This window comes from Brevundimonas sp. RM1 (assembly GCF_052907225.1).
Genome location: NZ_JBRERY010000005.1, coordinates 33,946 through 52,317 on the forward strand (window position 1 = coordinate 33,946; position 18,372 = coordinate 52,317).

At 69.6% G+C, this 18,372-nt stretch carries 21 protein-coding genes; 6 read left to right on the forward strand and 15 right to left on the reverse strand.

What is annotated here, in order from left to right; all coding sequences use genetic code 11:
• Position 1: 1 nt before the first annotated feature.
• From ACU5AP_RS06830 to ACU5AP_RS06840, 3 genes are read right to left on the reverse strand one after another with little or no spacing between them, the layout of a single operon-like run.
• Positions 2-979 (reverse strand): FliM/FliN family flagellar motor switch protein, encoded by a 978-nt coding sequence (locus ACU5AP_RS06830; RefSeq protein WP_433942644.1) that lies wholly within the window; start codon positions 977-979, stop codon positions 2-4.
• Positions 976-1,635, reverse strand: a complete 660-nt coding sequence (locus tag ACU5AP_RS06835; RefSeq protein WP_128719884.1) for a response regulator transcription factor — start codon at positions 1,633-1,635, stop codon at positions 976-978. Before ACU5AP_RS06835 ends, ACU5AP_RS06830 begins: the two co-directional genes overlap by 4 nt.
• A complete protein-coding gene (locus tag ACU5AP_RS06840; protein WP_164918015.1) occupies positions 1,632-2,732 on the reverse strand; it encodes a sensor histidine kinase in 1,101 nt (366 codons plus the stop codon). Before ACU5AP_RS06840 ends, ACU5AP_RS06835 begins: the two co-directional genes overlap by 4 nt.
• Before the next feature lie 110 nt (positions 2,733-2,842).
• Here ACU5AP_RS06840 and ACU5AP_RS06845 point away from each other — a divergent pair, with 110 nt between their 5' ends.
• Both ACU5AP_RS06845 and ACU5AP_RS06850 read left to right on the forward strand, forming a co-directional pair.
• Positions 2,843-3,085 (forward strand): hypothetical protein, encoded by a 243-nt coding sequence (locus ACU5AP_RS06845; protein ID WP_125901643.1) that lies wholly within the window; start codon positions 2,843-2,845, stop codon positions 3,083-3,085.
• Positions 3,086-3,103: 18 nt separating this feature from the next.
• Positions 3,104-3,766, forward strand: coding sequence for a hypothetical protein (locus ACU5AP_RS06850; protein ID WP_446680986.1), 663 nt, complete (start codon positions 3,104-3,106; stop codon positions 3,764-3,766).
• Between the two features lie 9 nt (positions 3,767-3,775).
• Here ACU5AP_RS06850 and ACU5AP_RS06855 read toward each other — a convergent pair whose 3' ends face one another.
• From ACU5AP_RS06855 to ACU5AP_RS06910, 12 genes are read right to left on the reverse strand one after another with little or no spacing between them, the layout of a single operon-like run.
• Positions 3,776-4,420 (reverse strand): hypothetical protein, encoded by a 645-nt coding sequence (locus ACU5AP_RS06855; protein WP_446680987.1) that lies wholly within the window; start codon positions 4,418-4,420, stop codon positions 3,776-3,778.
• Positions 4,420-4,917 (reverse strand): hypothetical protein, encoded by a 498-nt coding sequence (locus ACU5AP_RS06860; RefSeq protein WP_278449123.1) that lies wholly within the window; start codon positions 4,915-4,917, stop codon positions 4,420-4,422. The genes ACU5AP_RS06855 and ACU5AP_RS06860 overlap by 1 nt, the downstream gene beginning before the upstream one ends.
• Positions 4,914-6,233 (reverse strand): FliI/YscN family ATPase, encoded by a 1,320-nt coding sequence (locus ACU5AP_RS06865; protein ID WP_446680988.1) that lies wholly within the window; start codon positions 6,231-6,233, stop codon positions 4,914-4,916. Before ACU5AP_RS06865 ends, ACU5AP_RS06860 begins: the two co-directional genes overlap by 4 nt.
• Positions 6,230-6,841, reverse strand: a complete 612-nt coding sequence (locus ACU5AP_RS06870) for a FliH/SctL family protein (protein WP_446680989.1) — start codon at positions 6,839-6,841, stop codon at positions 6,230-6,232. The genes ACU5AP_RS06865 and ACU5AP_RS06870 overlap by 4 nt, the downstream gene beginning before the upstream one ends.
• Positions 6,838-7,374 (reverse strand): hypothetical protein, encoded by a 537-nt coding sequence (locus ACU5AP_RS06875; RefSeq protein ID WP_446680990.1) that lies wholly within the window; start codon positions 7,372-7,374, stop codon positions 6,838-6,840. Before ACU5AP_RS06875 ends, ACU5AP_RS06870 begins: the two co-directional genes overlap by 4 nt.
• Positions 7,371-8,093, reverse strand: a complete 723-nt coding sequence (sctJ, locus tag ACU5AP_RS06880) for a type III secretion system inner membrane ring lipoprotein SctJ (RefSeq protein ID WP_003164555.1) — start codon at positions 8,091-8,093, stop codon at positions 7,371-7,373. The genes ACU5AP_RS06875 and sctJ overlap by 4 nt, the downstream gene beginning before the upstream one ends.
• Before the next feature lie 11 nt (positions 8,094-8,104).
• Positions 8,105-8,503 carry a hypothetical protein gene (locus tag ACU5AP_RS06885; RefSeq protein WP_088411497.1) on the reverse strand — a complete coding sequence of 133 codons (399 nt, stop codon included), beginning with the start codon at positions 8,501-8,503 and terminating at the stop codon, positions 8,105-8,107.
• Positions 8,504-8,529: 26 nt separating this feature from the next.
• Positions 8,530-8,838 carry a hypothetical protein gene (locus ACU5AP_RS06890; RefSeq protein ID WP_112999251.1) on the reverse strand — a complete coding sequence of 103 codons (309 nt, stop codon included), beginning with the start codon at positions 8,836-8,838 and terminating at the stop codon, positions 8,530-8,532.
• A 24-nt stretch (positions 8,839-8,862) separates the two neighbouring features.
• Positions 8,863-10,020, reverse strand: coding sequence for a SctD/MshK family protein (locus ACU5AP_RS06895; RefSeq protein WP_446680991.1), 1,158 nt, complete (start codon positions 10,018-10,020; stop codon positions 8,863-8,865).
• A 6-nt stretch (positions 10,021-10,026) separates the two neighbouring features.
• Positions 10,027-11,946 carry a type III secretion system outer membrane ring subunit SctC gene (gene sctC / locus ACU5AP_RS06900; protein WP_446680992.1) on the reverse strand — a complete coding sequence of 640 codons (1,920 nt, stop codon included), beginning with the start codon at positions 11,944-11,946 and terminating at the stop codon, positions 10,027-10,029.
• A gap of 15 nt (positions 11,947-11,961) precedes the next feature.
• Positions 11,962-13,986: a flagellar biosynthesis protein FlhA gene (locus ACU5AP_RS06905; protein WP_128719893.1), complete on the reverse strand. Its 2,025-nt coding sequence runs from the start codon at positions 13,984-13,986 to the stop codon at positions 11,962-11,964.
• Between the two features lie 52 nt (positions 13,987-14,038).
• Positions 14,039-14,533, reverse strand: coding sequence for a lytic transglycosylase domain-containing protein (locus ACU5AP_RS06910; RefSeq protein ID WP_164918016.1), 495 nt, complete (start codon positions 14,531-14,533; stop codon positions 14,039-14,041).
• 491 nt (positions 14,534-15,024) lie between these two features.
• On the opposite strand from ACU5AP_RS06910, the gene ACU5AP_RS06915 reads away from it, so the two are divergent.
• The 4 genes from ACU5AP_RS06915 (at position 15,025) to ACU5AP_RS06930 (ending at position 18,217) form a co-directional block, all read left to right on the forward strand.
• Complete coding sequence (locus tag ACU5AP_RS06915; RefSeq protein ID WP_446680993.1) at positions 15,025-16,233, forward strand: EscU/YscU/HrcU family type III secretion system export apparatus switch protein; 1,209 nt, start codon at positions 15,025-15,027, stop codon at positions 16,231-16,233.
• A complete protein-coding gene (locus tag ACU5AP_RS06920; RefSeq protein WP_052748058.1) occupies positions 16,230-16,628 on the forward strand; it encodes a flagellar biosynthetic protein FliO in 399 nt (132 codons plus the stop codon). Before ACU5AP_RS06915 ends, ACU5AP_RS06920 begins: the two co-directional genes overlap by 4 nt.
• An 88-nt stretch (positions 16,629-16,716) precedes the next feature.
• Positions 16,717-17,388, forward strand: a complete 672-nt coding sequence (locus ACU5AP_RS06925; RefSeq protein ID WP_003164562.1) for a hypothetical protein — start codon at positions 16,717-16,719, stop codon at positions 17,386-17,388.
• A gap of 94 nt (positions 17,389-17,482) precedes the next feature.
• On the forward strand, positions 17,483-18,217 hold the full coding sequence (locus tag ACU5AP_RS06930) for a DUF6683 family protein (protein WP_128719896.1): 735 nt from the start codon (positions 17,483-17,485) through the stop codon (positions 18,215-18,217).
• Positions 18,218-18,372: the final 155 nt, after the last annotated feature.

Consider the following 18,372-nt stretch of genomic DNA (forward strand, 5'->3'; position numbering starts at 1 on the left):
GTCAGACGGCCTCCTTCGGGTCGGCGACGGCGTCGATCAGCACGGCGTAGGCCTCGCCCAGGGACACCAGGCGGCCGCGCGCGAAGGCCTGGCCGGCGCTGCGCAGGGTGACGCGCATTTCGGCGTCCAGTCCGGTCAGGGGCAGGATGGCGCCGGGGCGCAGCTCGGTCAGGGTCTTCAGCGGTACGGCGGTCTCGCCCAGATCGACCGTCACGGCGATCGGCGTGTCGGCCCCCGGCGTCAGTCCGTGCTCGTCTTCGGCAGGCGGGGCGGCGGCCTCGGTCATGCGGCTTTCCTTGCGTTGATGGGTGAAGTTTCGGGACGCGGGGTCGAACAGGCCGACGGCCGCCCCGCCGGGAATCGACAGGCGCGCGGTCCAGGCCCCGGCCAGAGCGGGGATCAGCAGCAGGTCGCCCGCGCGCAGGCTCGACAGATCGTCGGGCGACAGGCGCGGCCCCTCGATGAGCAGGCGGATCGGCAGGGGCAGGTTCAGCCCCGGCGCCTGATCGCCGACACGGCGCAGGCGCAGGGCCAACGCGGGCGGCAGGGACAGGCGCGCCTCGTGCAGCGTGCGCTCGCCGTCGCTGAGGCGGACCTCGACGTGCGCCGCATCGAACGTGTCGGAACGCACGCCGACAGGCGTCAGCGCCTCGGCTCCTACGTCTTCTAGCGCCGCCAGCAGCGGCTCCAGCGTCGAGACGGCGGCCAGCAGGGCGGCGTGGTCGCCATTCTCGAAGGCCGCGCCGTCGATCGTCAGGGGCGCGACACGGACGGGGCCGTGCGGCGTGGCGAAGGCGACTTGCTCACCGACGAAGGCCTCGTCGCGATCGGGGATCAGAACGCTGACGCGCAGTTCGTCCAGCATCAGACCGTCCAGCGCGGCGACGGCGGCGGCGCGGGCGCGCACGGTCGGCTCGTCCAGCCGGGGCGGGCGCGCGGGCGCGAGCGAGGAGGGCATGGCGTCCAGGGCCACGCTCACGCCTCCTCGACCTGGCCGGACACCGCCATGCGGACCAGATGGGTCAGGGTCGGCGCCTCCATCTTGGTCATGATGCGGGCGCGGTGCAGCTCGACCGTCTTGGGGCTGATGCCTAGGTCATAGGCGATGACCTTGTTGTAGGAACCGGCCACGACCAGATCCATGACCTCGCGTTCACGCGCGGTCAGGCGAGACAACCTTTCCTGATAGGCGAGGGACAGCGGAGAAGCGGTTGTTTCGTCTTTTGTTTCTAATGGCGTCGTGCGGAAGGCCAGGGTGATGGCCTCTTCCAGCGCCTTCTCCTGAAAGGGCTTCTCAAGAAAGGTGACGGCGCCGCGCCGCATGGCCTCGACCGCCAGGGGCACGTCGCCGTGGCCGGTCATGAAGATCACCGGCTGAGCCAGCCCGCGCTCGCGCGCCGCCTCCATCAGCTCCAGCCCCGACATCCCCGGCATGCGCACGTCCAGCAGGAAGCAGGCGGGTTCGGCCGGGCGCTCAGTCATGGCCTCCAGGAAGGCGGCGGGCTCTTCCCAGCACTCGACCTCATAGCCCAGGCTTTCCAGCCACCAGGCGGCGGACTGGCGGAACTCGGCGTGGTCGTCGACCAGGCAGATGCGGCCGGACGGTCCTTCTGCCGGCGTTGCGACGGCGCTCATGGGCGGGCCTCCTCGGTCGGGATTTCGGCCGCGGCCAGCGGCAGGGCGATGTGAAAGACGCTGCCGCCCGCCTCGCCGGGCGTGAACCACAGGCGACCGCGGTGCAGTTCGATGATCGAGCGGCAGATGCCCAGGCCGACGCCCATGCCGCCGCTGCGGGTGCTGAAGAAGGGCGAGAAGACGCGGGCGGACGCTTCTTCCGGCACGCCCGGCCCGGTGTCGGTCAGGGTCAGCTCGATCTGGCGCGCGTCGAGGCTGTGACGCGCCTCTATGGTGAGCTCGCGCCGGGGCAGGTCGACGCCGCGCATGGCGTCCAGGGCGTTGCGCGCCAGGTTGACCAGCACCTGCTGGACCATGACCGGATCGCCCAGGACGGCGGGCAGGTCCGGCGGCGTGGCGGCGCGCGCCGTCACCCGGTCGCGGGTGATCTCCCAGTCCAGCAGATCCAGGGTGTTGCGGGCCAGGCGGGCCAGATCCAGCCGCTGCACCTGGGGCTGGCGCTGATCGACGAAGGTGCGGACGCGCTGGATCACGCCCGAGGCGTAGAGGGCCTGCTCGGTCGCGCGGTCCAGGGCCTCGGCGCCGGTCTCGAGCGTCAGGGCGCCGCGTTGCAGCCGCGCCTTCAGCCCGCGCAGGATGTTGGCGATGGAGCCGATCGGTTGGTTCAGCTCATGGGCGATCATGGTGGCCATTTCGCCCACCGACAGCACGCGCGAGGTGGTCAGCAGCTCCTCGCGGTCGGCCAGGTGGCGCTGCTGGGCCTCCTGACGCTCTGCGGCGTCGGACAGCTCCAGGAAGACCAGGCCGTCGGACAGGGCCAGACGGACGTCATGCACCCGGCGGCCGCCCGGCTGGACGATCAGGGCGTCCGAGGCGCCCTCGCGCCGCGCCGCCACGATCGCCTCGTTCAGGCCGGGCAGGCGGCATTCGACGGACGCCAGGGTCTCGCCCTCGCGCCATTCGGGGAAGGCGGCGACGAAGGCGGGAGAGCGCCACGTCAGGCCGCGCGTATCAAAGGCGGCGGCGCAGATGTTCAGCGCCGACAGGGCGGCGTCGGTCCATTGCGGCGCGTCGAGCGGGCGAAGGGCGACGGTCATCGGCGCGCCTCCGGGCCGCAGGCGGCTAGGGAAGTCCCGCATGGCGAGGGCGCGTCGATGCGCCTAGATTGGCGGCCTAGCGTGGACACTTCCACGTCGAGGAGACCGCCATGACCACGATCCGCACCGACAATGCGCCCCTGTCCGGCGTCTGGTCGCGCGATCTGTCGGCCTCGACGCCGCTGGGCGCCGAGGCGCGGGCTCACGGTCGCGGCGGCCAGGCTTTCGGCGACTTCACCGCCTTCGCCGGCGACGATGTGCGCGTGCGGGTGTCGGATCGGTTGGATATGGACGCGGCCGCCCGCGCCATCGCCGATCATCTGACCGAAACCCGCGACAACGGCTTCGGCTGAGGCTATGCCTCGGTCATCGTGACCGATCTCGTTCTCAAGGCTGAACCCGACTGGGCCGCCGCGGCCCAGGCTCTGATCGATGGGCTGAATGGCCAGTCGACGCCCGATGCGCGCGTCACCGTGGTGCAGCGCGTCTGTGACGGTCTGGGCGAGGCGCTCTATCCTGGCTTCGTCAAGCTTCTGGCCGCCGTAGCGCGCTTCGGCGACGAGGAGGCGCGCAGGCTGGCCGCGGACGCCCTGGCCCGCGCCCTGACGACCGATCGCCTGCCCGCCACGCGCCTGCCGGCCTGGGGCGCGGCGGCCTTTTCGAGCCTGTCCGGCCCCGGCGGGGGGCTGATGACCAACGCCCGCAGCGTGGGGCCGCTGGAATTCCTGTGCGTCTGGCTGACCCGCGACGTGGTGGGCCAGCCGCTGGAGGACGAGGCGTTCGAACGCGCGGCCGCCCTGGTCATGACCCTGATCCAGACCTCGCCCGAGGCGGCGCGCCTCTATGCCGGAAAGCTGGCGGCCGACGCCGACAGCCCGACCGAGGGGCTGCACAATCGCCAGAGCCGCCGCCTGGTGCGGCTGACCGCCGAGGGGCTGGCGGCGGGTCGTGCTCCGACCGAGACGGCGCGCGCCGTGCTGGACGCCGCCCGCGCCGATCGCGACCAGGGTCGCTGGGATTTCACGCCGCGCTGAGATCATGGCTCACCGCACCCCGTCCGGCGGGCGATGCTCGCTGTCGGGATCGGCGGGGGCGACGCGCACCTCGGACACGGCCACGCCGCGCGCCTCCAGCCGACGGCGCATCAGCTCCAGCGCGCGCTCCAGCTCGGGCGTCGGCCGCTGGTGGGCGGCCAGTTGCAGCGTCAGGCCGCCGTCGGCCAGCCGCATCACCCCGAACCCGGCCAGGGCGAGGGTCCGGTCGGTGAACTGCACCTGCATGCCCTTGGCGGCGTCGGCCTGGGCCGCCAGCCAGGCCTTCTCCATCATCGAGGCCATGGCTTCGACGTCGCCGGTGAAGCCCGCCGCCGCGGCGGGGCCGCCCTGGACGGCGTTCAGGCCGGTCGTCCCCGCGATGTTCAACTGGCCCTCGGCCTTGTCCGCCTTGTCGTCGGCCTTGGCCTCTTCGCGCCGCGCGTCGTCGGGGCGGTCGCGGACGGGTTCGGCGTCTTCGTCGCGGCGGGCGAAGCGGGGCTGACGCTCGCCGGCTTCGAGCGCATGGCGGCGCGCAGCGGCCTGGTCCAGGGCCGCCTCGAAGGCGCCGCCGCTCCAGGCGGAGGGGGCGGCGCCGGCCGACCGCGCGGAAGGCGCGGGCCGAGCGGGGGCGGAGTTGTTCACGGCGTCGGCCATCAGGCGCGTCCTCCCATAAGCAGTTGCAGGCGCGGGCGGCCCCGTTCCTCGAAATCGAGCTGTTCCTGATCCTCGCGACGCCCGGCGCGCTGGGCCACGGCGCGGCGCAACTGGCCGTCGACGGCGTCGTGGCGGGCCGTGGCGCGCATCAGGGCGCGCAGAGCCTGGTCCCGTTCAGCCTGGGCGGCCTCGACCGCCCGCTGATCTTCGGCGCGGGCCTCTGTCTCGGCCTCGCGGCGGTCGGCGATCAGGCCGCGTCGCGACAGGGCGCCTTCGATCAGGCGCGCGTCGCCGCCCGCGCCCGAGGCGAACCATTCGTCCAGGGTCTCAATATGGCGGCCGAGGGCGGCGATAGATTCCTCGCGCGCCTGCAACGCCGTCTGCGCCCGCGCCAGGGCGTCTTGGGCGACGGCGACCAGGCGGCGCGCGGCCTCGACCCTCTGCGCCCGCAGCCGGGCCAGGCGTGGCAGCAGGGTGATGCGGTCGCGCCCGCTCATGACGCGGCCTCAGCCAGTTGGGCCAGGGCCGCTTCGGCCGCGACGCCTTCATGGGCGCCCTGCTGCAACAGGGCGCGAAGGGCGGGCATCCGCTGCACGGCTTCGTCGGCCAGGGGGTCGCCGCCGGGCTTGTACTCGCCGATCTGCAGCAGGAACTCGATCTCGGCGTATTTGGCCAGCCAGGCGCGGACCTTGCCTGCCGCCGCCTGATGCTCGGGCGAGGTCACGCGCGGGAAGACGCGGCTCAGGCTCGTCAGCGGGTCGATGGCCGGATAGTGGTTCGCCTGCGCCAGCTTGCGCGACAGATAGACGTGGCCGTCGAGGATGGAGCGGACCTCTTCGCCGATCGGGTCGCCGCCTTCCTCGTCCTCGATCAGCACGGTGTAGAAGGCGGTGATCGAGCCGCCCTCGATCGCGCCCGCCCGCTCGAACAGTCGGGGCAGTTCGGCGAAGACGGAGGGCGGAAAGCCGCGCCGCACAGCCGGTTCGCCTACCGACAGGCCGATCTCGCGCAGCGCGCGGGCGAAGCGGGTGACGGAGTCCATCTGCAGCATGACGCGCAGGCCCTGGGCGCGGAAACCTTCGGCGATGGCGGTGGCGGCGTGGGCGGCGCGGACGCGCTCCATCGCCGGGCGGTCGGAAGTGGCGACCACCACGACCGAGCGGGCCAGGCCTTCCGGCCCCAGGCTGTCGTCGAGAAACTCGCGCACCTCGCGTCCCCGCTCGCCGATCAGGGCGATGACGTTGACGTCGGCGGCGCAGTGGCGGGCGAACATTCCCATCAGCGTCGACTTGCCGCCGCCCGCCATGGCGAAGACGCCGACCCTCTGTCCCACGCCGACGCTCAGCAGCGTATCGACCGCGCGCACGCCGGTCGGGAACAGGGCGCTGATCGGCGGTCGGGCCAGCGGATTGGGCGCGTCGGCATAGACGTCGCGCCGGGCGACCGGTCCCGCGATGGGGCCCAGGCCGTCCAGCGGGCGGCCGAAGGCGTCGATGACCCGGCCCAGCAGGCCGGGGCCGCTGGGGACTTCGGTCCGGTCGTCGGCGGCGATGACCTCGGCTTCGGGGCCGAGGCCGTTCAGGCTGGTCAGGGGCGTCAGTATGGCTGCGCCGTCGCTCAGGCCCACGACCTCGGCCTTGACTACGGGGCCGCCGGCGGGGTCGCGGATCTCGACCTGCTGGCCGATGCGGGCGTTCAGCCCCGTGGCGCGCACCGTGGTGCCGAAGGCCTGAACGACCCGCCCGCGTCGGTCCAGGGTGCGGGCGCGGCGCAGGGCGTCGTGCAGGCGCAGTTCGACGGCGTCGTGGCTCATGCGGCGCGCCCCCGCTCAAAGGCGCGCTCTAGGGCGGCGAGCTGGACTTCAAGTCCGGCGTGGCTGCGTCCGGCGGCGGTTTCGATGACGCAGTCGCCGGGGGCCAGGGCGTCGTCAGGCCGCACCTCGATCGCCGCGCCGATGGGCCACAGACGGGTCGAGACGGCGCCGACGCCGTCGGGCGCGACGTGCACCACGACCGGCGCCTCGGGCAGGACGTCCTTCACCGCCCGCTCGGCCAGGGCCGCCAGCACGGCCTCGGGCGCCAGTTCGGCGGCGATGCGGCGCACGACGTCCAGCGCCAGACGGCCGGCGGTCTCGCGCAGACGCTCGCGTTCGGCCTCCATCTCGCGGTGCAGACGGGCGGCGCGTTCGGCCACGTCGCGCGCGGCGGCGGTCAGCCCGGCCTCATAGCCGGCGGCGTAGCCGTCGGCGCGACCCGCCTCGCCCTCGGCGGCGCGATGGGTCTCGACCTCGGCCAGCCGCGCCTGGGCCTGTGCCAGAAGGTCGACGGCCGTTTCGACGGCGGCGCGTTCCTCGCGGCGAATGACGGGGCGGTCGGTCAGCAGGGCCGCGTCGGGCGCGGCGGCGATCAGGTGAAAACTCATGCGGCGATCCCGCAGATTGTCAGGGCCAGACGGCGCGCGGCCTGCGCCTGATCGGCGTCGAGGCGCAGCAGGGGCGGGGGCAGGCCGTCGGCCAGCCGCCGGGCCGTCTCGCCTGACAGACTGGCCAGCAGGGCGGCGGCGCCCAGACCTTCCAGCGCCTCGGCGTCCAGCGCGCCGACCGGCGGCGTCTCGGGTCGCTGGGCGGGCGGCAGGGCCAGGACGGCGTCCAGCGCGCCCTCGCCGATGCTGTGTCCGACGACGCCGAGCATCCGTCCGTCGATGCTGGTCGCCAGCCGCTCGGCCAGCAGCACGGCGCCGCAGGTCGCGGCCAGACGGCGACGCTCGTTCAGCGGCAGGGCGGACCAGGCGGGCGCCTTCAGGATGGCGGCGTAGCTCACCGGCGCGCGCGGCGGCGACAGTCGGCGGGCCAGGACGTGGGCGCGCGGCGAGCGCGCGGCGTCATCCGCGCCGTCGAGGGCGCGGGCCCGGCGCCACAGGGCGGCGCGTTCGGTCCTGGCGGCGCTGGGCGTCAAGCCTCGCCTCGCTTGGCGTCGGCCTTGGCGCGCGGCTTGGGCCGCCGATAGAGGCCGTAGATGCCCAGTCCCGCCGCGCCCAGGATCAGCACGCCCAGCGGCAGGCTGAGCTGGGTGACAGCCGGCGCCTGGGGTTGAGTCAGCACTTCTGACGCCGGAAAGGCGACGACCGTGACCTTGTCGTAGGGCAGGCCCTCGATCGAGTTGACCACCAGGGCCTTGATCGAGCCGGTCTGGGCCGAGATGTCGTAGTCGGGCCGGTGCTTGATGAAGACCGAGGCGGAGGAGGGCGGCTTCTCCTGCGCCAGGGGATCGCTTTCCGGCACGGCTATATGGACGCGCGCCTGCACCACTCCGTCGATGGAGGAGATGGTCTGGCCCAGCTCCTGCTGCAGCGCGTACATCATGCGCATACGCTGCTCCATCGGCGAGGAGACGAAGCCCTCCTTCTGGAAGACCTCGCCCATGCTGGCGAAGTTCTGGCGCGGATAGCCCCGGTCGTGCAGCAGGGCGACCGCGCGGGAGAAGTCGCCGCGATCCGCCTTCAGCACCCAGTTGTCGCCGTCGCGGGTCTTGGAAGCGTCCAGCCCCTGAGCCTTGAGCACGGCGACCATCTCATTGGCGTCGCGTTCCGTCAGGCCGCCGTAAAGCTCCTGCTGGCCGCAGGCGGCGAGCAGGAGGGCTGCGCCCGCGAGGGCGGCGAGCGATCGGATTCGCATGACCGCCTCCCTCAGGACTGTTGCCGGAACAGCTGCTGCAGGCCGTCCGAGGTGCGGTTGGCCATGTTGGAGGTGAGCTGGCAGTTGAACATGAACTCGTGCGCGCGGACGGTCATCATGACCATCTCGCCCGGCGTCATGCCGCCGGCCTTGCCTTCGGCGGCCTGGGCCAGGGCGGCGAGGTCCGAGGCCTGACCGTTCACCTGCTCCAGCGCGCCCATCATGGTCTTCATGACGCCGTTGGGCTCGGTCGGAGCGGCCGGGGCCGACAGGGGCGTGACGTGCAGCAGGTTCTGGAACTGCACCGCCTGACTGAGGGTGGCGTTGTAGGCGACGTCGATCTGCTGTGTCTGGGGTTGCAGCATTTCGGGCGGCATGGCCGCTGCGGCGGCCGAGGCTTCGAAGGACATGGGCCCCTCCTGTTGAAATGAAGGGCTCAGTTCTTGCGAGCCATGGTCTCCAGCGCCTTGCCGACGGAGTCGGTCGAGGTGGAGGAGGAATTGGCCATGAAGTTCATGCGCATCGACTCGGCGGTCAGCATGGCCATGGTCGAGGGCTTGTCCTCGCCGCCCGGTCCGATCTGCTCGGACAGTTCGACGATGCGGCCGGCCTGGGCGTCCAGGGTTTGGCCCCAGGAATGGGCCATGGCCTCGAACCAGGAGCCGGGGCGGGCCTTGTCGCGCTCGCTGTTCAGGCCGGGCGAGACGGCCAGCATGCCGAGGCCGTTCAGACTTTGGGATGACATGGGTATTCTCCTTTTGGGCTGGGGTCAGAAGTTGAGTTCGGAACGGGAGCCGTTGCGCTCGACCAGGACGCGGGTGTCCTCGATGGAGACGATGCGGTGGCCGGTCGGCAGGACCGCGCCGGGGAAGTAGCGGGCGCCGTCGGCGGTGGTGACGTGGCCACGCTCGCCGCCGATCACCGACACCACCCGCTTGCCGCCGCCCTGCTGAATGTCTTCGAAGCGGCCGCCTTCGTCGGCGCCGGGCAGCATGCTGACGTCGATGCGGCGCAGGCCCTTGATCTCGCCCATGGCCAGACGCTCCAGGCGGGCGGCCTCGTCCGGGTCGCTGCCGGTGACGTCCAGCCGCACCATGCCCGCGCCGACCGAGCGCGCGGCCGCCTTCACCCCGTTGGCGAGGTAGAGCTCCTCGACCTGACGGGCGATGCCGTCGTGGGTCTGAAGCTCCAGGCGGGGGCGCCATTCGCGGGCGGCCAGGATGCGTTGCAGGCGCACGCGCTCGGCGTCCGAGGCCAGCATTCCCTCGATACGCAGATCGCCCGCCTCGGTCTTGGTGACGACCAGCTTGTCGAAGCCTTCCTCCGACAGGACGGCCTGGACCTTGGCGGGCTTGGGCTGCGACTTGGGCCAGGCCGGGACGCCCGTGCTGATGGCGAACAGGGCCGAGACGGTGATGACGGCGATCAGCAGAACCGGAACGAACTTGGCCGAGCGCGACACCAGGGCGTTGGTGTTGTTAAGCAGATATTGCCAGTTGCGGCCGTCGCCAGCCGGGGCGTCGTCCTCATCGCTGTGGTCGTCCGGCAAGGGGCGGGCGGCGGCTAGGATGCGCTCAGCCTCGTTCCAGCGCGGGCTCTCGGCCTCGCCGATGGCGACGGCGTTGTCGCCGATCAGCAGCGGCAGATAGAGGGGCAGGATGGCCTGGGCTGGGGCGGTCAGCTCATGCCCCAGCAAGGTCACGGAACCGGACGTCAGGTCCAGGTCGGCGGCGTCCGCTCGCGCCTTCAGCGTCAGCCGTACCCCCTCGGCGCTGGCGTCGCGCAGGACGATGTCGGCGTCGAGGTCATGTCCCACGGCGATGACGCGGCCCCGCTCCAACGGCGCCGAGGCGCCGCGCACGCGCCCGGCCAGGACGCGAAGGACCAGGCTTTCGGTCTCGGGTGCGGCGACGGCGTCGGCGGGCATGGCGGATCAGTCCTTGGCCGGTTCATAGGGGGTGAAGCCGGGCGGCGGCGCTTCGCGCACGGCGACGGCGGGCGTGGCGGCCGGGGCGGGCAGAGGGTCGTTCGGCGCCGACCCCTGATTGAAGCCCATGCGCGATCCGCCCTTGGGCAGGGCCGGGGCGGCGGGCAGGGGCTGGGTCTCGGGCGAGCCGAGAAGGGCGCCGAAGTCCAGACGCGGCGCGGGCGCTTCCTCGCCGATGGAGGCCAGGCGCGGCGTGATCAGGAACAGGCGCTCGATCCGGCCCGTCGAACGCTCCGAGCGGCGGAACAGCAGGCCCACCGCCGGTATGTCGCCCAGCACCGGCACCTTGGTCACGGCGTTGACGTCCTGCTGCACCACCATGCCGCCCAGCAGCAGGCTCTGGCCTTCCAGGATCATGGCCTGGGTGTTCAGGGCCGCGCGCTGCACGACCGGGATGTCGTCGACGTCGGCGTCGGTCAGGGAGCCGTCCTCGATCTGGATCTGCATCCGGATGCGGGTCTGGTTCTGGTCGCGCAGGACGTGCGGCGTAACCTTCAGCGTGGTCCCGGCGGTGACGTTGTAGAGGTCGACGTCCCGCTCGCCTTCCAGGCCGACGTAGAAGCTGCGGGTGTTCTCGAACAGGGCCTGGACGTTGGACAGGGTGACGATTTGCGGCCGCGAGACGATGCGGGCGACGCCTTCATCCTCCATCGCCGTGATGCGCGAGACGAAGTAGTCGCCGTTGCCGATGATGGTCGAGATGGCCAGGCCGTTGTTGCGCGGGGTGATGTCCTGGCCCCGACGCAGGCGGTCGTCGTTGCGCGTACCGTCGCCGAACAGGATCCCGCCGCGTCCGTCGTCGAAGCGCCAGCTGATGCCCAGCTGACGCGCGCGGGTGGTGTCGATGTCGATGATGGTGGCCTGGATCTCGAGAAGCTGCGGCTCCTTGTCCAGGGCGGCGATCAGCGCCTCATAGGCGCCCATGCGGTCGGCCGTGTCGCGCACGATGACGGCGTTCAGCCGCGTGTCGGCCTGGATGCGCGCATGCTGGACCGGCGCGCCGCCCGCCATCTGTTCGTCCGCCAGCGCCAGACCGAGCGTGTCCGGCGTGGGGGTGAAGCCGCCGTCGACATAGCTGGCGTCCATCAGGCCGTTCTGCGCCGCGCCCTGCGACGCCAGGCCCTGACCGCGCAGGCCCCCGACGCGCGGCGAGCGGCGCGTCTCGATGCGCCGAGCGACGGCGCCGTTCGGGTCGTTGCTGACCATGGCGCGCAGGATGGAGGCGACGCCTGGAATGGTGACTTCGCTCTGGGCCGTCTCGAAGGTCACGTCATCGGCCCATGCGTAGCGCAGGGTGAAGACGCGGTACTCATAGGTCGGCTGGGCGGCTTCGGCCCGAGCGCCGGGCCCGGCGCGGGCGATCTCGTCGATCTGCTGGATGAAGCGGCGGGTGCCGTTGGCGACCAGCATCTGCCCGGCGGGCTGCAGGGTGTTGCGGCTGTCCAGCAGGCCCATTTCCTGCGCCGTGGCGCGCACGCGGCGCAGCATCTGCGGCGAGGCGGGGATCGACTGGCTGGTCAGTTCGGAGGTCTGATAGATGTAGACCGCCCCGCCGTCGTAATAGGCCACCAGGTCGAAGGCGTCGGCCACCTGGCTGAAGATGGTCGAAGCCGGGCCGCTGAAGGCGCCGTTCACCGTGCCGCGCAGGTTGGGGCTGATGATGACCGGCACGCCCAACTGGCCGAAGAAGCTCTGCAGGAACTGACCCACCGGCTGTTCGCGCGGGGCGATCTGCAGGGTCTGGTTGCCGATGGGCGGGTCGCCCGCCGCAGCGGGCGCGGACAGGCCGAGCAGCGTGGCCAAGGAGGCCATGGCCAGGAGGGCGGTCTTGAAGCCTTTGCGGGCGGTCGGCGTCTTGATCGTCATGCAGGGTCCGTCGTTTCAGGCCGCAGCGGCCGTGGAGGCGGGGGGATTGGAGGGGGCGGAAACAGCCGCCGGCGTCGCCGCGTCGAGGTCGGGCAGGGCGACCCGGCCGACAATCTCGAGCTTCAGGCTGGGCAGTAGCTCGTGGAACGACAGGGCGGGCGTGTCGAACAGCTCGGGCTCGACCAGCTTGCGGATGTGACGGCGCAGGTCGATGGCGGCCAGCACGGCGTCGGCCTCCGTATCGCGCACCGTCTTCTGCACGGCCTCGATGATCTGGCGGGCCATGTCCGGCTCCAGCGCCAGCTGCTGCCCGGCGCCGCCGACGCGGATGGATTCGCGCAGGTGCTTCTCCAGCGCGGGCTCCAGCACGGCGGCCTTCAGCACGCCGTCGGGGGCGTAACGATGGCTGATCTGGCGACGCAGGGCCACGCGGGCGAACTCGGTCAGGGCCAGCGGATCCTTCTCGCGCTGACCGGCGTCGGCCAGGGATTCCAGGATGTCGCGCAGATTGCGCAGCGGCACCTCTTCCTCGGCCAGGCGACGCATGATCTCGGCGATGCGGGCCAGGGGCAGGGCGCGCGCGACCTCCTTGACCACCTCGGGATAGCTCTCGCCGGCGCGGTTCAGCAGGGTCGAGGCCTCCTGGATGCCGATGAACATTCCCGCGTTGCGACGCAGCAGCCCGCGCACGCCGGCCAGCGTCGTATCCAGCGCGTCCTCGGCCGGGCCGGGATCGCCCGCGCCCAGGGGCGCCTCGAACGCCATCAGCCGCCAGCGGTCCGACGCCTCGGCCGGGCCGTAGCGCACCGTCACGCGCGGCAGGGCCACGCCCAGCGACGCCTCGAACTCGTCCAGCAGGGTCTCCAGGGCGGCGGTCAGGCGCTCCGGATCGGTCGCGCGCAGGGCGCGGCCGTCGATCTCCAGCAGCAGAGGCGTCATGGCGGCGCTCTCGGTCGGCCGGGTCTGGGTCGAGGCGATGGGGCCGTCGGCTTCGGCGGCGGCGCGGCCGGTCAGGGCCTTGACCTTGCGCCCGGCGGATTTGCGCCAGCGCGGCTCGATCATGATGGAGGCGGTCATGGCCGCCGCGCCCAGCAGCAGGAAGACCACGGTCGGAAAGCCTGGCACCAGGGCCAGCAGCCAGCACATCCCGCCCGCGACCAGGAAGACCTTGGGCTGGGCCGACAACTGACGGTGCATCGAGGCGCCCAGGTGGGCGTCGGTCTCGGAATCGCCGCCGCGCGTCACCAGCAGGCCCGCCGACATGGCCGCCAGCAGGGCCGGGATCTGCATCACCATGCCGTCGCCGATGGTCAGGATGGAGTATTTCTGGACCGCCGCGCCGAAATCCATGCCGTTCTGCAGCATGCCCACGGCCAGGCCGCCCAGCAGGTTGATCACCACGATGATGATCCCGGCGATGGCGTCGCCCTTCACGAACTTCATCGCGCCGTCGAGATTGCCGTTCAGCTTGCTCTCCATCTCGAGCAGGCGGCGGCGGCGCTTGGCCTCGTCCTTGTCGATCAGGCCCGAACGCAGGTCGGAATCGATCGACAGCTGCTTGCCCGGCATGGCGTCCAGGCTGAAGCGGGCGGCGACCTCGGCCACCCGTTCGGCGCCCTTGGCGATGACGATGAACTGCACGACGGTGATGATCAGGAAGACCACCAGGCCGACGACCAGATTGCCGCCCGCCACCATGTTGCCGAAGGTGTTGATGATCGCCCCGGCGTGGCCTTCCAGCAGGATCATCCGCGTCGTCGCGATCGACAGCGCCAGCCGGAACAGGGTCGTGATCAGCAGCAGGCTGGGGAAGACCGAGATGTCGACGATCGAGGCGATGTAGATCGACACCAGCAGCATCACCACGCCCGCGCTGATGTTGATGGCCACCAGGGCGTCGATCGCCAGCGAAGGCAGGGGCATGATCATCATGGCGATGATCGCCGCCACCCCCGCCACCAGGAACAGGTCCGAATAGCGGCCGACGCCTCCGCCGTTGTGGCGCAGGCCCAGCAGTTTCAGCGGGCTGGCGAAGGACATGGACGCGCCTTGTGGCTGCCGGCGGATCAGGCCGAACGGAGATCGTTGAGAGCTATCGGAAGGAGGAACGGCGGGCGGTGAGGAGCTGGTCGTAGCGAGCCATGACCTTGCGGACGTAGTCCTGGGTCTCGCGATAGGGGGGGATGTTGCGGCCGTAGCGCTGCACGGCGCCTTCGCCCGCGTTGTAGGCGGCCAGCACCAGGCGCAGGTCATTGCCGAACAGGCCCTGAAGCGTCTTCAGGTAGCGCGAGGCGGCGCGAATGTTGGTTTCCGGCTCGTGCAGCCGCATCTCATCGGCGACGCCGAAGCGGCGGCCGGTGGCGGGCATCACCTGCATCAGGCCGCGCGCGCCTACGGGTGAGCGGGCGTTGGGATTGTCGGCGGATTCGATGCTGATGATCGCCTGCAGCAGGGCCGGATCGATGTCGTGCTCGCGCGCCGCCGCGACGATCAGCTCGCCGTGCGGCGTCCGGCTGCGATGCGCGCCCGCGCTGATCGTCGGCGAGCGGCGCGTGTAAAAAACAGCGGTTTCTGAGGAACCGATCACCTCGGTCGGCGACTGATTGTCATAGATCAGCAGTTGCTGGGCCGCCTGCGCCTCCCGCGGCGCGTGTGTCGAGCAAGGCTCTGATCCGAATGCTCCGCTTCCCAGCGCCAGGGAAAACTGGCTGACGGAAGCGGCTGAAGCGACCAGCTGCGATGAGGTGGCGCTGCAGTCTTCCGCAATTGCGGAATGATTACATACAGTAATTATAAGTATTACTGTGCCTGTTACCGAGCAAAATTGTCTCACTTCGTATTTCGCCCGAAGCTATGTGAATTTCGATCTTGTGTGACAGCGATATTATTGCTCATGAATGTTGTCAACGAAATCGGTAATGAAAATTTTTGCCAGTAGGGTTAACCCTAGCTTGCTTTTTATCTGAAGCGATCAGAGTGCGGATAAAGAATAAGCTTGACCATAAGCTGTGCTGTTTCTGTATTCGGCAAGGCTTGTTTCTGGTGTTTTTTCTAGTTGTTCGATGAGGCGGAGCGCAGGTGGCGGAGAAGAACGACGGCGGCGACAAGACAGAGCGGCCGACGCCGAAACGGCTTCAGGACGCGCGCAAGAAGGGCGACGTCGCCAAGAGCAAGGACGTCGGCTCTACCGCCGTGCTGCTGGCCTGGCTGCTGGTCGGCCTGATGCTGGCGGGGGCGGTGTTCGAGAATTTCGCCGCCCTGTTCGACGACGTGTTCCGCGTGATGGACCAGCCCTTCGGCGACGCCTTCGAGCAGGTCGCCTGGTCGGCGGCGCGGCGGTTCGTCTATCTGACGGCGCTGCTGCTGTTGCCGGTGGCCCTGTTCGCGTCGCTGATGGAGTTCCTGCAGACCGGGCCGGTCTTCACGCTCGAAAAGATGACGCCCAAGCTGGACCACCTGAACCCCGGCGAGGGGCTGAAGCGGATGTTCAACACCGACAACCTGTTCGAGGTGGCGAAATCGCTGGTGAAGACGGCTCTGCTGCTGGGGCTGGCGGGGCTGATCCTGTTCGGCCAGTTCGATCGCATTCTGCGCTTGCCGGCGGCCCAGCCGGGCGAGGTGCTGGGCGCGTTCGGCGCGGCGGGGTTTCACCTGCTGGGCTGGACCATGGTGGTCTTCGTCTTCGTCGCCATCCTGGATTCGGCCTATCAGCGCTTCAGCTTCATGAGGCGGCTGCGGATGAGCCGCCGCGACATCCGTCAGGAAGCCAAGGACATGGAGGGCGATCCCACGGTCAAGGCGCGGCGCCGCGAACTGGCCCAGGAATGGGCCCAGTCCAGCGCCGTCGGATCCGTGCGCGGGGCCGCCGCCCTGGTGGTCAATCCGACCCACATCGCCGTGTCCCTGGCCTATGATCCCGGCGAGCACGTGGTGCCGGTGGTGGCGGGCAAGGGCGACGGCCTGATCGCGCGCGCCATGCGCGGCATGGCCGAGCGCGAAGGGGTGCCGATCATCCGCAACGTCCCCCTGGCCCGCGCCCTGCACGAACAGGTGCCGGTCGAGGCCGTGGTGCCCGAGGACATGTTCGCCGCCGTCGCCGAAGTGATCCTGACCGCGCGCCGCCTGCGCGATGAAGCGGCGCGGGGCGAGACGCTCGACCCGGTCGACCTGTCGGACGAAGGCGAAGGACTGGGCGACGCCGCCGGGTCCGAGGACGCTTTCCGCCGCGCGCCCCTCTTTCCCGCCATGCCGGACGACGGCGTGGCTTCCGCCTCGGAGACCCGATGACGCCGCTCGCCTTGCTGATGGACTTCCTGACCGTTCTGGTCGCCCTGGCCCTGGTGCTGGGGCTGGCCTTCTTCTCGATCCGCATGTTGAAGAAGGTTCAGAGCGGCGCCCCCAGCGGCGATGAGATCCGCTTCATTCGCTCGCTGCCGCTTGGAACGCGCGAGCGGGCGACGGTGGTGGTCTGGCGCGATGAGGTGCTGCTGCTGGGCGTCACGGCGGGCGGGATCACCGTTCTGGACCGCCGCGCCCGCACGCCCGAAGAAATCGCCGAGGACGCCGCTCGCGCTGAGGCTGCGCGGGCCCAGACAGCGGCCGTCGCCGCCCGCGTTCCGCCGCGCCTGCGCCGCTGGCTAGGGAAGTCCCTAGCTGGGGAACGGCCTGACTACCGAGGATAGGGGACGGGTGGTTTCGTGAGGTCGTCGGGTTTCCGGGCGAGGCGCCTGGCCGGCGAACCGGAAACGCACACTTATTCGGAGAAAGATCATGTTCGGCATCGGCGGCGGCGGCTTCAACATCGGCAGCCTGGTCAGCACGGCGGCCCTGGCGGTCGCCACGGGCGGCACTTCTGTCGCGCTTCAGGCGGCTCTTTCGACTGTTATGCAAACGGTGGGCAGCCAGATCCTGCAGCAGGTCGGCCAGCAACTGGGGTTGCCGCAGTCGGTTATTGATCTGGCTCAGGCTGCTTTCGCGGGCGCTACGGGTAATCCAGCTGGCGTTGCTTCAAATCTTCAGGAAGCGACTCAGGGCGTATCTGATCTGTTTGGCGCTACACCGTATCAGGCTGGCGAATTCCATCGTGCGAGCGAAGACTTCGTCCAGAAGATGTCGAACATGATCATCGACGGCATGAAGAATGAGAATGAAAAGGCGGCTTCGGCAGGCGGTGTAGGCAACGCCAACGGCCAGTCATTCCTGGTCCGCCTCGGCATCGCTCTAGGTTCGGTGCTTGATCAGAAGATGGATCGAATGATGGCGATCTCGCGCGAAATCGCCGGGCTCGGTAAGATTGATCAGAACAATCAATCCAAGCTGGCTGGGTTGACGGGTGAAATGCAAGGTATTGGTCAAGAGTATGGCTTGGTTTCCAACGCCCTGAACAATACGCAGAAGGCGATTGGTGAAGGAAATAAAACCCTGGCTAGCAAGAACGGTTAAGACCGATCGCGCTGATTGGGACAGATTGTCGGCTAAATTCGCAGCCACTCTCAGGAGTGGCTGCGTTGGCGATTTAGAGCAGAGGCTGTGTAGGATGAAGTTTGAACGTTTCTATAAGTCATTGATTCCGATGATCGGTGTCATGAGTTTGGGGCTGACTTATCCTGTGATCGCTCAATCCTATATGCCGATGGGCAGCTTTGAAGCGGTCGCCTATCCGGTCGCTATAACGCCTCTTCCGCTGAACACCTCCGGGGCTCGTTCGGGCGCAACTGGCGCTGCTGCCGCGCCGCGCCGCGCTGAGCCTGTCGTGCAGACGACGTATCGTGCTCAGTCCGCAGTTACTCAGCGAGTGAAACGCCAGTTTACTGAATTCGTTGGACGCAATGGCGGGGACGCGGCCGGACTGGCGGTGGCCATGGAGCGTGAGGACTTTTTTGCACGTTGGGGGCGTCACGTATCGTCATATGGCTTACGTCGCGGGGATGCCGCCGACGCCATGACCGCTTACTGGATGATCAACTGGCAGATAGCCAATGATGTGACCGATGTGAGCCGCAGTCAGGTGCTGGCGGTCAAGCGTCAGGTTCTTGCAGGCATGGGGGCGGACGCTGGATTCAGCCGTTTGAACGATGCTGAAAAGCAGGAAATGGCAGAGGCTCTGATCCTCAATTTCATCATTCAGAGCGTTGCCTATGAAGACGCTATGAAGGCGAATGACGCGGCGATGAAGGGTCGACTTCAAAGCGCTGCCGTCGCGCGATTCAGAAATGAGGCGGGGGTCGATTTGCGACGTATCCGACTGACCGAGACGGGCTTTTCCTCTTGAAAGGGGCAGGGCGAGAGCCCGAAGGCCAATTCCGCGTCTGAAGTTTCGCATGATCCGTCGTCTTCGGGCCTTCTTGCCTATGGGGCGGCCGGATTGGCGACAGGAGCCTTGTTCGTTGCGGCGGTCTGGGCCGTGATGCGTCGGCGACGCCAGAG